Below are 12,559 nucleotides of genomic sequence, written 5' to 3' on the forward strand. Positions count from 1 at the left end.
AGGCAGGATCTTGAACGATGATGGCGTGGTTATCCGCAAGGCCATGGAATGGCAGGGTGCGCGGTTGGCGTTGGCGACCGTCGTGTCGACTTGGGGTTCCGCGCCCCGGCCGCGCGGCAGTCACATGATCGTGCATGAGGATGGGCGGTTCGAGGGCAGCATTTCGGGCGGCTGCGTCGAGACCGATGTGTTGCAACGCGCTGCCGAAGTGATCGCCGGACGTCCGGCGCATCTGGAGCGCTACGGCGTTGCCGACGGCGACGCCTGGGCGGCTGGCCTGCCCTGCGGCGGGGAGATCAGCGTTCTGGTGCAACCTGTCGGCGAAGCGGGCTTCGCCTCCGCGCTATTCGACCGCATCGCTGCTGAAAGCCGGAAGGGCAGGGCGCTCGTCCTGTCGACCGATCTGGCCACCGGCCTGACGCGGGAAGGTGCGATCGAAGGGCAGTTCCAGAACCGCTATGATCCGCCCCGCCGGGTGCTGATCGTCGGCGCCGTGCAGATCGCCCAGTCCTTGAGCGCGCTGGCGCAGGCGATCGGCGTCACGCCTGTCGTCATTGATCCGCGCGGCCGCTTTCTCACCGAGGAGCGCTTCCCCGGCGTCGAACTGGACGACCGTTGGCCCGACGAGGCAATCGCGGCGCGCTTTCCCGGCGAATCGACGGCGGTGGTGACGCTCAGCCATGACATGAAGGTTGACGATCCGGCGCTGGCGGCGGCGTTACGGGCGCCGACCGGCTATATCGCGGCGCTGGGATCGCGCAAAAGCCACGCGGCGCGGCTGGAGCGGCTGGCGGCCATGGGCTTCACCGCAGAAACGCTGGCGCGGATCGATGGCCCTGCGGGGCTGGACATCGGCGCGGTCGGGGCCGCTGAAATCGCGCTGTCCATCGCGGCGGGGATGATCGCAGGATTTAACGAAAAGCGCTGATCAACAGCATTTTCCGCCATTTTTCCCGCCATAGCGCGCTTCCTGCCGCTCGCGGAAAAAGGCGATGCGGTCCATCGGGGTGCGATCGGGATGATGTTCCCGCATGTGGCGCAGATAAATATCATAATCGGGCACCCCGACCATCATGCGCGCCGTCTGCCGCAGCCGATGAAGGAAGAGGCTCATTCGGCCGGAACCAGCTGAGCCGGTATTTCCCGCGCCGTGGGGGCCGCAACCCTGCGCGCTGCAAGGCAGGTGCGGATGGTGAAACCCAGTGTCGCCAGCACCACGAACAGGAAGATCGCCACCAAGCCGGCATCGACCCGGTCGTTGAAGATGATCGCGTTCATTTCCGCCATCGACCTGGCGGGCGCCAGCACCTCCCCCGTGCTGGCTGCTGCGCTGAACCTGGCCGCATGGGTCAGGAAGCCGACCTTGGCGTCGGCCGAAAACAGTTTCAGAAAACCTGCCGACAGGGTGCAGATCAGCAGCCAGGCGGTGGGGATCATCGTGACCCAGGCGAACCTGTCCCGTTTCATGCGGAACAGTACCGCCGTTCCCAGCATCAGCGCCATCGCCGCCAGCATCTGGTTGGAAATGCCGAATACCGGCCAGAGCGTGTTCACCCCGCCCAGCGGATCGGTGACGCCCTGATAGAGGAAGAAGCCCCAGGCCGCGACCGTCAGCGCCGTGGCGATGATGCCGGGCGCCATGCTTCTGCCCTCCTTGAACCCCGGCACGACGAGAGCGATCAGGTCCTGCAACATGAAGCGGCCGGCGCGGGTGCCTGCATCCACGGCGGTCAGGATGAACAGCGCTTCGAACAGGATCGCGAAATGATACCAGAAGGCCTTCATCGCCGGGCCGCCGACGACATGGGAGAAAATCTCCGCCATCGCCACCGCCAGCGTCGGCGCACCGCCCGCGCGGGAAATGATGCTATGCTCGCCGACATCCTTCGCGGTCTGGAGGATCAGGTCGGGCGCAATCGGAAAGCCCATGGCCGTCACCGCAGCGGCCGCGCTGGCCGCATCCTTGCCGATCACCGCGGTCGGGCTGTTCATAGTGAAATAGATGCCCGGATCGAGGATCGAGGCGCCGACCAGCGCCATGATCGCCACGAACGCCTCCATCAACATCGCGCCATAGCCGATCATCGGCGCATGGGCTTCGCTGGCGATCAGCTTGGGCGTGGTGCCGCTGGCGATGAGGGCATGGAAGCCGGACACCGCCCCGCAGGCGATGGTGATGAACAGGAAGGGGAACAGGCCGCCCGACCAGACCGGGCCATTGCCGTTCACGAACTGGGTGACGGCATGCATCTTCAGGGGCGGCGCCATGATGACGATGCCGATGGCCAGCGCCGCAATCGCGCCGATCTTCAGGAAGGTCGACAGATAGTCGCGCGGCGCCAGCAGCAGCCACACCGGCAGCACGGATGCGACTGCGCCATAGCCGATCAGTATCCAGCACAGCTGCACCGGCGTAAAGGTGAAGATCGGTCCCCAGACCGGCGACTGGGCGATGCTCTGCCCATAGACGATCGCCGCGAGCAGCCCGACCAGCCCCAGCAGCGACACTTCCCCGATCCGGCCCGGCCTGATCCAGCGCGAATAGGCGCCCATCAGCATGGCCAGCGGCACCGTCGCCGCCACGGTGAACATGCCCCAGGGACTTTCCGCCAGAGCCTTCACCACGATCAGCGCCAGCACGGCGAGGATGATGACCATGATCATGAAGGCGCCGAACAGCGCAATGGTGCCCGCGACCTGCCCCATTTCCATGCGGATCAGCTCGCCCAGAGACTTGCCGTCGCGGCGCATGGAAATGAAGAGGACCATGAAGTCCTGAACCGCGCCCGCCAGCACCACGCCCGCGATGATCCAGAGCGTGCCGGGCAGATAGCCCATTTGCGCCGCCAGCACCGGCCCCACCAGTGGCCCCGCTCCCGCGATCGCCGCGAAATGATGGCCGAACAGCACCACCCGGTCGGTCGCGACATAATCCAGCCCATCCGCCCGCCGGATCGCAGGCGTAGGCCGCGACGGATCGAGCCGCATCACATGGCGCCCGATATAAAGCGCATAATAGCGATAGGCGACGAGGAAGCTGCTGACCGCGGCCACCACGATCCACAACGCATTGACCGCCTCGCCGCGCGACACGGCCACCACCGACAGTGCCACCGCGCCGATGATCGCGATGATGATCCATGGAATATGCCGGGTCATCACTCTCTCTGATTGCCTGTTCGTCCAAAGCCGCCACAGTAAGGCCGAACCTTTCAAAGACAATCGTCTCTTGTCCGAAGGGAAATGAACGACCCCCGTATCTGGCGCGTTGGCTCTATGGGATCGGGAGAGGAATTGTTTGCGAAAGGACAGGCGATGTCGAAGAAGAAATGGTCGCAGGCCGTCACTGAAACCAGCGATGCGATGGACCTCAAGCGCGACGTGTTCACGCTGCACGATCCGCGCAGGATCGCGCTGTCGCTCAAAAAATCATCGGAAGCGAGCCACAGGCGAAAGAGCAGCCCCTTCCGATCGGCCATGTCGATGCTGACCTTCTACATCAACCGGGGAGGCAAGGGGCTGGACGAAAGGCAGCGCAAGATATTGGAGCAGGCGAAGGACGAATTGCGCGTCGCCTTCGACCGTCCGCGCAAGGCGTAAGGCGTCAGTCCTCGCGCCCTAACGGCCAGTCCGTGACTCCACTCGCCCAGAGCGCCCACCAGATGATGATCGGCTGCAACGCCAGCCGAGGGCCATGATACCACCAGCTCAGATGCACGCCGTTCAAGCCTATGTCGCTCAGCGCATGGTGGAAATTGGCCGGCCAGACGCACAGCGCATACAGCGCCAGCCCGATGCCCGCCGCTTTGCGCAGCGGCGGAATCATCAGGCCGATCGCGCCTGCAATCTCCGCCGCGCCGGTCAGCGCGACCACCAGCTCGGGCTCAGGCACCCAATCCGGCGTGATCGCGACGAAGCCGCCCGGCCGGGCCAGATGGGCGGCTCCCGCTATGCCATAGGCCAGCGCCAGAACCGTTCGCGCCATCCGTCTCCCGCGCCCCTCCGGCCTCGTGCGGTTTAAACTCATCCAAGCTCCAGTTCGGCCTCATTCTCGCCATCCCAGATATGGGCGCTCTGGACATGGGCTTTTATCATGAGGAGGCCGGGCGTCTCCGTTTCTTCCGCGACCCGTCCTGCCGTTGACTGTTCCAATGCGCCGCTGATTCGCGCGGGTCGCGCATTTGCAAACAGAATCTCAACCGTCGATCGTCACCGTGGAGGGATGGTGCCTGTCCAGATGTCTGCGGACGATCCGCAGATTCTTGGTATTGGACTTGTAGAGAAAGTCGAAAATATCCCCGGCAAAGGGGATGGCGCCGACCAGCGTGTCGACCCCGACATTGGCCGCCATCCGCGTCAGCTGCCATTTCGACATGCCCAGATTGCGCGCTTCCCACACGATCCATGCCCCCATCGCTGCGGTCGCAAAGTCGCCCACCACCGGGATCAATCCTACCAGACTGTCGAGACCCACGCGCCGATTGGTGCCGGGAATGACGAACAGCCCTTCCAGCAGCGCCTCCATCGCCTCGATCCGTCGCCGGATCGAGGCAGGGTCACGCCCGAAACCCGGCATGTCGCGCACGACCCGCTCGAACTGGTCCTGAGAAAGCGCCATTCTTTAGTCCTCCAAGGACTTTAGTTGGTGCTCTTGAACAGATGGTTCAATGGGTGCCGTGCGCGTGGCGACGCCATGAAGCCGGTCAGCCGCCTGGCCACAAGCGACCAGCGCACCGGCGCGCCCAAGGCGATGTAGCCATTATGCGCCTGCATCAGCGCCTCGGCCTGGGCCACCCGCGTCATGCGCTCCTCCAGGCTGCTGGCCAGACTGGCGGCCTGCAACGCGGCATCGGCCTCCGCCGAGCAATGTACCTTTCGCGCGCAGCCGATCCGGCCCAGATACCAGAGGGCGCTGTCATAAGCGGCGACTTCATCGACCAGTCGCAGATCGGCATCCTTCTCCATCCCGACCCGCTCGACCGCCAGCCCGATCTGCCCCAGACCATGCCGCACCAGCCCGAACAGCATCGTCGCCCCCGGACCCTGCGGCAAAGCCACGCGCAGCACCGGCGGATCCCCATTGTCGCTGCGCCAGCGCTTCATCACAGCCTGACCCTGTGCCCAGCGGTCCTCCATCGACAGGCCGGTCCAGTCCGGCACGGCGGGGGGCACCGGCAGGTCGAGTTGCCCCGGCACGATCTGCTCGGTCGTGGCCCAGCCGCCCACCGGGAACATCGCCGGCAACTGGCTGCGGTCGATCGCCATGTTGATCGCGCGCCGCACGCCGTCATCGTCCAGCAGCTTGCGCCTGCTGCCGCTCTCGTCCGCGATCGACAGCCCCAGCAGCCCCTGCACCGGATCGATCCGCACATCGTCGCGGTCGACCCCTGCGGGCACCAGCATCGGCAGGTCGGAAAAGCGGCCGCCCAGCACCAGGGCCGATTTGCCCTGCTGAAACCGGATGATGGCCAGCGCTGCCCGCTCGGCGCGTACGATTCGCGTCTGCCATGCGGGCACCGGCAGTTCGTCTCCGGACTCGTTGGTCGCGCGCTCCACCGGGGTCAGGACCAGCGCTCCGCCGGGCACCCTTTCGCGGGCCTCGCGGCGATAGGGACCGGTCCCGCCGTCGCGGGTCAGGATCGCCATTTGCGGCTGGGCCAGCATCTGCAGCACATAGGGCTGCGGCGCCGCGAGGCGGATTTCGATCACCTCGCCGGTCATCGCCACCACGTCCCGGATCGCGTCCAGCGGCCCATCGGGGTCCAGCCGCCGCAGCGTTTCGATCCGCGCGGTCAGCAGCCGCGCGACATCCCTGGCCGTCACCTTGGCCCCATCGGGCCAGAAGGCGCGGCGCAGGCGGAAAATATAGCTGCGCCCGTCATCCTCGACGATCCAGCGCTGGGCAAGCGCGGGCAATATCTCCCCGCTGGCGTCGAAGGCGACCAGCCCCTGCGCCGTCGCCTCCAGAAACAGCTTCGATCCCGGATTGGGAAGATTTTCCAGTGGCTTGGCGAAATCGGCCGCCGTGCCGATGACGCTGACCGTCACCGGGCCGCTGCCTTCGTCCGAACAGCCCGTCAACATCATGCTCACAAGAGCGACGCCCCCAAAGGCGAGGCGGGCGAGCGGCAGGCGGGGCGGAGCAAAAGCCATGGTTCCCGACAGGCTTAACCCGCAACCCGCCTATCGCCAACCGCCTTTGCAACCACCGGCCAATGCCCTGTCATCAGGGGCGGAGCGCGATGAAAGGCCTGTCCCATAGCGGAACAACTTTCCGTTAACCATGACTCGGCATTGGCCCCGCCATCCCAGCTGCCTATAACTTTCGATATGCGCGTCTTTTCGACCATCCTGCTGCTGTCGGCCGCCGTCACCGCGACTGCGTTGGCGCAGGGCGTGACATCGCCCTTCACCGTGGCTGAAAGCGGGCGCAGCTATGCGGCGCTGGGCGACGCGATCAAGGCGATCGGCAATGGCAGGGGCACGGTGCTGATCGCGCCGGGCAGCTATGCGCAATGCGCGGTGCAGCAGGGGGGCGACGTCACTTTGCGGGCGCAGAAGCCGGGCACGGTGATTCTGGACGGGGTGACCTGCGAGCAGAAGGCGGCGTTGGTGCTGCGCGGGCGGTCGAGCACGGTCGACGGCATCATCTTCCAAAATCTGCGCGTTCCCGATGGCAATGGCGCGGGCATCCGGCTGGAAAGCGGCAACCTCACCGTCACCAACAGCCTGTTCCGCAACAGCGAGGAAGGCATATTGACCGGCGATGCGCCGGGCAATGTCATCAGCATCGACAGGTCGACCTTCCGCCATCTGGGCCGTTGCGACCGCGATCTGGCCTGCGCGCATGGCATTTATGTGGGCCGCTACGGCAGCCTCAGCGTCACCCGGTCGCGATTCGATCAGGGCGATGGCGGCCATTATCTCAAGACCCGCACGCCGCGCGTCACCATCACCGACAACAGCTTCGACGACAGCGCGGGACGGCTCACCAACTATATGATCGACCTCTCCAATGGCGCGAGCGGGACGATCAGCGGCAATGAGATGGTGCAGGGCCGCGACAAGGACAATTACAGCGCCTTCATCACCGTCGCGCCCGAAGGGCGGGAACAGGACAGCAGCAGTCTCTCCATCGCCGGCAACAGCGCGTCCTTCGTGCCGGGCCTGCAGCGCAACAGCAGCTTCGTCGCCAATTTCACCGACGACGCGGTGAAGATCGGCCAGAACCGGCTGGCGAGCGGCATCAGGATCACCGATCGCCGCTGACGGGTTCTGGCCATTTTCCGTCATCCCAGCGAAGGCTGGGATCTCAGGAGAGGATGCGTAACCGGGCCGGAGACCTCGCCGGGAGTCATGTGCCTCCCAGCGACCTTCGCTGGGGTGACGGTTTGGGGGAGTGTCTTGAACCACCCAAAAAACACATTCGATCTGACTTGCGCCCTCTTCTCCCCAAGCTGATAATCGGCGGATGCGCACCACCTACAACTCGGCCACCGTCCGCCTCTATCATCTCAGCGATGCCGATGGCGGCGGCGCGGCGACGACGCTTTTCTATGGCCCTTTGAGCGAGGCGATGCTGATCGCCGAACAGCAGCCGCAGGATGTGCAGGACGGCCTGTTCCTTGCCACGGACAATGATGTGGTGGCTTATCTCGATCTTATAGAGGGTTAGCCTTTCGGCGCCATCAACGCTTCTGAAGGCCCGGAACAAAGCCCGTCGAGGCCGGTTGATCCCGCGTTGGCGGCGGGCGTCAGTTGCGGCTTTCGAAAGGGGGCCGTGAGGAGAGAGATGTCATGGTCACATTGACCCCGCTGGAAGTCGGTTTGGCGCTTCTGGCGCTTGTTCTGGTTGTCGCCATCACGATCATGATCGTGAACAATCGCCGTCGCGCCCAGCTTCGCGCCCGCTTCGGGCCGGAATATGAACGCACGGTGGAAATGACCGGCAGTTCGCGAAAGGCCGAGGCGGAATTGCACGAGCGCGAAAAGCGGGTCGCCGCCTTCACGATCCATCCCCTGTCACCGCAGCAGGCCGATGCCTTTACCGACGCCTGGGTGCGTGTGCAGGCTCAGTTTGTCGACGATCCGCAGGGCGCCGTGACCCGCGCCGATGCGCTGCTGACCGAAGTGATGGAAGTGCGCGGTTATCCGATCGTGGATTTCGAGCAGCGCTCCGCCGACCTGTCGGTTGATCATCCCGAGGTCGTCCAGAACTATCGGACGGCGCATGATATCGCCCTGCGTCATGCACGGGGCGAAGCGGATACGGAAGATCTCCGCCGGGCGATGATCCATTATCGCGCGCTGTTCGACGATCTGATCCATGAGCCGGTGGATCACCGCATGGCGCCGAGCATGTCGCGTTTGCGGCAGGATGATCTGCGCAGGCCCGACCTGCGCTGAATGGAAAAAAGGGGCTGACGGGTCCGGCGCAGGTCAGCCGGACCCGTCAAGACGGTCTACCCATTCGCGAAACCGAAGGGCGCGTGGGTCCGCCGGAAATCCTCCGGCAGCATGTCGCGCCCGATCGGTGGGGCGGATCGCGCCATGCACTGGCTGCGATGGCACAGGCGGCAGGTGACGCCGATGGGCGTGGGGTCGGGCGGCGCGGCGTCCGTCGCGTAGATCAGCCTATGGGCATGTTCCGCTGCGCAGCAGAGTGCTACGGCGCGCTCGACCTTCGGCGCATTCCAGCTCCCGCCACCCGCCGTCACCGTCCGCGCAATGGAAAAGAAGCGTTCGCCACCGGGAAGTTCCAGCCATTGCGTCAACAGTTCGCGCGGCCGTTCGAAGGCGTGATGGACCGACCAGAGCGGGCATGACCCGCCATGACGGGCAAAGGGAAAGCCTGCCCCGTCCAGCCGCTTGCTGACGTTGCCTGCCTGATCGACGCGCAGGAAGAAGAAGGGCACGCGTTCCTGCCCCGGCTTTTGCAGCGTCGTCAGCCGATGTGCGGTCTGTTCGAAACTGGTGCCGAACTGCCGGGCCAGCGCCTCGACATCGTAACGCCGCGCCTCCACCGCCCTGGCGAAGGCGCCATAGGGCATCAGCAGCGCCGCTGCCCCATAGTTGGCCAGCGCCCGCCGGGTCAGCCGCCGCCCGCCTTCGCTGGCAAATTGCCCGTCCTTCAGCAGCGCTTCGAAATCGCGGCGCATTTCCAGATAGGCGATTTGCAGGGCGAGCTGATATTGGGTGCTGGCCCCGTCCAGCGCATCGTCCAGCAGCACCGCATCGCGATGCCGGTCCAGCCGCCGCATAGACCCCGCCATGACATCGGACGGCAGCCGTCGCACGCGCAGATTATGCCTGGCCTTGAGCCAGCCCGCCAATCCCCCGGCGGCCTCGGCCTCCTGCGCCAGCTTTTCGGCCAGATCATCCAGCAGCGGAAAGCTGTTGCGCCGCGCGGCCAGAAAGCGGCGCGATTCGGCGACCGGATCGGGCGCGTCGATGGCATCGTCTCGCTCCGCCCCACTCAGCCCCGCATCCCGGTCGGCCAGCGCCAGCTGTTCCTCCCGATAGGCGGTGTGCAGTCGCAGCAGCGCTTCGGTAATGCCTGGATAGTTGACCGCCACATCTCCGGTGGCGAGCGCGGGCAAGTCGATATCGGCGAACATCGGGTCTTTCAGAACCGCCTGCAACCGCGCGGTCTGCTCGGCGCCTCCGTCACCCGCCAGCTCGCTCATGTCCATCTTGTAGGTGCGGGCAAGGCGCAGCAGCATGTCGGCGGTCAGCGGTCTCTGGTTGCGCTCCAGCAGTGCGACATAGCTGGCCGAAATCTCAAGGTCGGCGGCCATGTCCGCCTGCGTCAGCCCCAGCTCGCGTCGCAGCCGGCGCAGCCGCGGGCCCATGTAAACCGGACGATCCTTGGCCATTCGACAAGCGCTCCTGTGCAGCCTTTACAACTTTACACTCAATTATTGTAAAGTTCTACAACTGAACTTCGCGCCCTCTGCCCCGTCCGCGAGCCGACCCGTAAGACGACCCCATCAATTCGCCACTTGAAACGGAATCGACGCTCATGACCTACCAACAGGAAATCACCAAGGCTGGCACTGTCATCGGCGGCCAGGGCCATTGGGATGGCATCGCGCCCGAATCGGTTGCGCGCATGCGTCTGCAGAACCGGTTCCACACCGGTCTCGACATTGCGCGCCATACCGCCGCGATCATGCGACGCGACATGGCGGCCTATGATGCCGATCCGGCCAATTACACCCAGTCGCTGGGCTGCTGGCACGGCTTCATCGGCCAGCAGAAGCTGATCAGCATCAAGAAGCATTTCGGCACCACCAGGGGCAAATATCTCTATCTGTCCGGGTGGATGGTCGCCGCGCTGCGCAGCGAATTTGGCCCGTTGCCCGACCAGTCCATGCATGAAAAGACCAGCGTTCCCGCGCTGATCGAGGAACTTTATACCTTCCTGAAGCAGGCCGACTCTCGCGAATTGGGGATGATGTTCCGCGATCTCGACAAGGCGCGCGAGGACGGCAATGAGGTCGAAATCCAGCGCCTCACCAACGCGATCGACAATTATGAAACCCATGTCGTTCCGATCGTCGCGGACATCGACGCGGGCTTCGGCAATGCCGAGGCGACCTATCTGCTCGCCAAGAAGTTCATCGAGGCGGGCGCCTGCTGCATCCAGATCGAAAATCAGGTCTCGGACGAAAAGCAGTGCGGGCATCAGGACGGCAAGGTCACCGTGCCGCATGAGGACTTCCTCGCGAAAATCCGCGCGGTCCGCTACGCCTTCCTGGAACTGGGCGTCGACGACGGGATCATCGTTGCGCGCACGGACTCGCTGGGCGCGGGGCTGACCAAGCAGATCGCCTACAGCAAGGAAGAGGGGGATCTGGGCGACCAGTATAACAGCTTCCTCGATGTCGAGGAGGTTGCCGACATTTCCGCGCTGCGCGGGGATGTCGTTCTGGCCCGCGACGGCAAGCTGTTCCGTCCGAAGCGTCTGCCGTCCAACCTGTTCCAGTTCCGCGCCGGCACCGGCGAGGACCGCTGCGTCCTCGACTGCATCACCTCGCTCCAGAACGGGGCGGACCTGCTGTGGATCGAAACCGAAAAGCCGCATATCGAGCAAATTGCGGGCATGGTCGACCGCATCCGCGCGGTCGTCCCCAATGCGAAGCTGGTCTACAATAATTCGCCCAGCTTCAACTGGACGCTGAACTTCCGTCAGCAGGTGTTCGACCGCTGGACGGCGGAAGGCAGGGACGTCAGCGCCTATGACCGGGCTAGGCTGATGAGCGCGGACTATGACGCGACCGAGCTGGGCGTGGAGGCCGACGAGAAGATCCGCACCTTCCAGAAGGATGCGTCGGCGCGGGCCGGTATCTTCCATCACCTCATCACGCTGCCGACCTACCACACGGCTGCCTTGTCGACCGACAATCTTGCCCGGGAATATTTCGGCGAGGCAGGCATGCTGGGCTATGTCGAAGGCGTTCAGCGCAAGGAAATCCGTCAGGGTATCGCCTGCGTGAAGCATCAGAACATGTCGGGTTCCGACATTGGCGATGACCATAAGGAATATTTCGCAGGTGAAGCGGCCCTGAAGGCCGGCGGCATTCACAACACGATGAATCAGTTTGCGGCCTAAAGGCCGCGACAAAACCGGCTTGCGGTGCCAAACCGCTGAACGATCCGGATCGCGGAGCTGACGCTCCTTGCGATCAGGGTGGAAGGACCTGGCGGCCCGGAGTGCAGTCTCCGGGCCGTCTTTTCATAAGGGCAGCTTGTGAAGCCTTGCAGCGGTTCAGGCTTTTTCCGCGACGCGACGGTGTCTATTCGTGAAGCGCCTTTCAAGGGGAGAAGCCGATGTCCTACACTCTCATCACCGCCAACCGGAATTATTCAAGCTGGTCGCTGCGCCCATGGGTGCTGATGAGGGCGCTCGCCATCCCCTTCACCGATCGGATCGAGCCGTTTGAAGCGGCGGAAAACTACGCCGCCTTCCGTTCCTTCTCGCCCACGGGGCAGGTGCCCGCGCTGATCGACGGCGAACGAACGGTGTGGGACTCGCTGGGAATCACACTCTACCTTGCCGACCGCCATCCCGGCGTCTGGCCGCAGGAGGAGGCTGCGCGGGCCTGGGCGCAATCGGCTGCGGCGGAAATGCACAGCGGCTTTGCGACGCTGCGCAATGATTGTCCCATGAACGTCGGCGTTCGGGTCGAAATGCAACTGCCTTCGCCGGCGCTGAACCGGAACATCGCCCGCCTAACCGAGCTTTGGGGTGAGGGACTTGCTCGATTTGGCGGCCCTTTTCTTGCCGGGGACCAGTTCACGGCGGTGGATGCCTTCTATGCGCCTGTGGCGTTCCGGGTGCGGACCTATGGGCTGGAGGTCGGGCCGGTGGCGCGAGGCTGGGTCGATCATATGCTTTCCCACCCCGCCATGCGCGAATGGGAAGCCGCCGCGCTGGCCGAAACATGGCGCGAAGACAGCCACGAAGCCGAAATGGGCGCTGCCGGCCGCATAGTGGAGGACTATCGCGCGGCCTAGTCTGGTCTTAAGCCGTTGACGCTGCGTAACCGCAGGGCGG

13 protein-coding genes are annotated in these 12,559 nt (G+C 64.6%); 7 read left to right on the forward strand and 6 right to left on the reverse strand.

All coding sequences use genetic code 11. The features are described 5' to 3' along the window. Positions 1 to 10 precede the first annotated feature (10 nt). Positions 11 to 928: an XdhC family protein gene (locus tag ACFC3J_RS03345; RefSeq protein ID WP_375194794.1), complete on the forward strand. Its 918-nt coding sequence runs from the start codon at positions 11 to 13 to the stop codon at positions 926 to 928. On the opposite strand, the gene ACFC3J_RS03350 is transcribed toward ACFC3J_RS03345, so the two are convergent. After that, positions 929 to 1,114, reverse strand: a complete 186-nt coding sequence (locus ACFC3J_RS03350; protein ID WP_375194795.1) for a YbdD/YjiX family protein — start codon at positions 1,112 to 1,114, stop codon at positions 929 to 931. Then, entirely contained in the window at positions 1,111 to 3,159 is a 2,049-nt protein-coding gene (locus ACFC3J_RS03355) for a carbon starvation CstA family protein (protein WP_375194796.1), read from the reverse strand. The genes ACFC3J_RS03350 and ACFC3J_RS03355 overlap by 4 nt, the downstream gene beginning before the upstream one ends. A gap of 156 nt (positions 3,160 to 3,315) precedes the next feature. Here ACFC3J_RS03355 and ACFC3J_RS03360 point away from each other — a divergent pair, with 156 nt between their 5' ends. Further along, complete coding sequence (locus ACFC3J_RS03360; protein WP_375194797.1) at positions 3,316 to 3,600, forward strand: DUF3175 domain-containing protein; 285 nt, start codon at positions 3,316 to 3,318, stop codon at positions 3,598 to 3,600. Positions 3,601 to 3,604: 4 nt separating this feature from the next. Here the strand turns inward: ACFC3J_RS03360 and ACFC3J_RS03365 are convergent, their stop codons facing one another. From ACFC3J_RS03365 to ACFC3J_RS03375, 3 genes are all read right to left on the reverse strand, one after another. Further along, entirely contained in the window at positions 3,605 to 3,985 is a 381-nt protein-coding gene (locus ACFC3J_RS03365; protein WP_375194798.1) for a DoxX family protein, read from the reverse strand. 210 nt (positions 3,986 to 4,195) lie between these two features. Then, positions 4,196 to 4,618 (reverse strand): DUF4112 domain-containing protein, encoded by a 423-nt coding sequence (locus ACFC3J_RS03370; RefSeq protein WP_375194799.1) that lies wholly within the window; start codon positions 4,616 to 4,618, stop codon positions 4,196 to 4,198. 20 nt (positions 4,619 to 4,638) lie between these two features. Next, positions 4,639 to 6,153, reverse strand: coding sequence for an ABC transporter substrate-binding protein (locus ACFC3J_RS03375; RefSeq protein WP_375194800.1), 1,515 nt, complete (start codon positions 6,151 to 6,153; stop codon positions 4,639 to 4,641). Positions 6,154 to 6,330: 177 nt separating this feature from the next. Between ACFC3J_RS03375 and ACFC3J_RS03380 the strand changes: the two genes are divergently transcribed. The 3 genes from ACFC3J_RS03380 (at position 6,331) to ACFC3J_RS03390 (ending at position 8,406) form a co-directional block, all read left to right on the forward strand. Further along, on the forward strand, positions 6,331 to 7,269 hold the full coding sequence (locus ACFC3J_RS03380; RefSeq protein WP_375194801.1) for a right-handed parallel beta-helix repeat-containing protein: 939 nt from the start codon (positions 6,331 to 6,333) through the stop codon (positions 7,267 to 7,269). Positions 7,270 to 7,471: 202 nt separating this feature from the next. Further along, on the forward strand, positions 7,472 to 7,675 hold the full coding sequence (locus tag ACFC3J_RS03385; RefSeq protein ID WP_375194802.1) for a hypothetical protein: 204 nt from the start codon (positions 7,472 to 7,474) through the stop codon (positions 7,673 to 7,675). A 122-nt stretch (positions 7,676 to 7,797) separates the two neighbouring features. Continuing rightward, complete coding sequence (locus ACFC3J_RS03390; protein WP_375194803.1) at positions 7,798 to 8,406, forward strand: hypothetical protein; 609 nt, start codon at positions 7,798 to 7,800, stop codon at positions 8,404 to 8,406. 56 nt (positions 8,407 to 8,462) lie between these two features. Here the strand turns inward: ACFC3J_RS03390 and ACFC3J_RS03395 are convergent, their stop codons facing one another. Further along, a complete protein-coding gene (locus ACFC3J_RS03395) occupies positions 8,463 to 9,875 on the reverse strand; it encodes a short-chain fatty acyl-CoA regulator family protein (protein ID WP_375194804.1) in 1,413 nt (470 codons plus the stop codon). A 146-nt stretch (positions 9,876 to 10,021) separates the two neighbouring features. On the opposite strand from ACFC3J_RS03395, the gene ACFC3J_RS03400 reads away from it, so the two are divergent. After that, entirely contained in the window at positions 10,022 to 11,614 is a 1,593-nt protein-coding gene (locus ACFC3J_RS03400; protein ID WP_375194805.1) for an isocitrate lyase, read from the forward strand. Positions 11,615 to 11,832: 218 nt separating this feature from the next. Next, complete coding sequence (locus ACFC3J_RS03405) at positions 11,833 to 12,519, forward strand: glutathione S-transferase family protein (protein WP_375194806.1); 687 nt, start codon at positions 11,833 to 11,835, stop codon at positions 12,517 to 12,519. The last annotated feature ends 40 nt before the right edge of the window (positions 12,520 to 12,559 follow it).

It is taken from the genome of Sphingobium sp. (assembly GCF_041987595.1).
In the GTDB taxonomy this organism is placed as follows: domain Bacteria; phylum Pseudomonadota; class Alphaproteobacteria; order Sphingomonadales; family Sphingomonadaceae; genus Sphingobium.

Excerpts from the sequence above, each read along its gene's own strand:
- ACFC3J_RS03360 (WP_375194797.1), top strand. The coding sequence starts at position 3,316 with ATGTCGAAGAAGAAATGGTCGCAGGCCGTCACTGAAACCAGCGATGCG.
- ACFC3J_RS03385 (WP_375194802.1), top strand. The coding sequence starts at position 7,472 with ATGCGCACCACCTACAACTCGGCCACCGTCCGCCTCTATCATCTCAGC.
- ACFC3J_RS03350 (WP_375194795.1), bottom strand. The coding sequence starts at position 1,114 with ATGAGCCTCTTCCTTCATCGGCTGCGGCAGACGGCGCGCATGATGGTC.
- ACFC3J_RS03395 (WP_375194804.1), bottom strand. The coding sequence starts at position 9,875 with ATGGCCAAGGATCGTCCGGTTTACATGGGCCCGCGGCTGCGCCGGCTG.
- ACFC3J_RS03405 (WP_375194806.1), top strand. The coding sequence starts at position 11,833 with ATGTCCTACACTCTCATCACCGCCAACCGGAATTATTCAAGCTGGTCG.
- ACFC3J_RS03400 (WP_375194805.1), top strand. The coding sequence starts at position 10,022 with ATGACCTACCAACAGGAAATCACCAAGGCTGGCACTGTCATCGGCGGC.
- ACFC3J_RS03365 (WP_375194798.1), bottom strand. The coding sequence starts at position 3,985 with ATGGCGCGAACGGTTCTGGCGCTGGCCTATGGCATAGCGGGAGCCGCC.
- ACFC3J_RS03355 (WP_375194796.1), bottom strand. The coding sequence starts at position 3,159 with ATGACCCGGCATATTCCATGGATCATCATCGCGATCATCGGCGCGGTG.
- ACFC3J_RS03370 (WP_375194799.1), bottom strand. The coding sequence starts at position 4,618 with ATGGCGCTTTCTCAGGACCAGTTCGAGCGGGTCGTGCGCGACATGCCG.
- ACFC3J_RS03390 (WP_375194803.1), top strand. The coding sequence starts at position 7,798 with ATGGTCACATTGACCCCGCTGGAAGTCGGTTTGGCGCTTCTGGCGCTT.
- ACFC3J_RS03375 (WP_375194800.1), bottom strand. The coding sequence starts at position 6,153 with ATGGCTTTTGCTCCGCCCCGCCTGCCGCTCGCCCGCCTCGCCTTTGGG.
- ACFC3J_RS03380 (WP_375194801.1), top strand. The coding sequence starts at position 6,331 with ATGCGCGTCTTTTCGACCATCCTGCTGCTGTCGGCCGCCGTCACCGCG.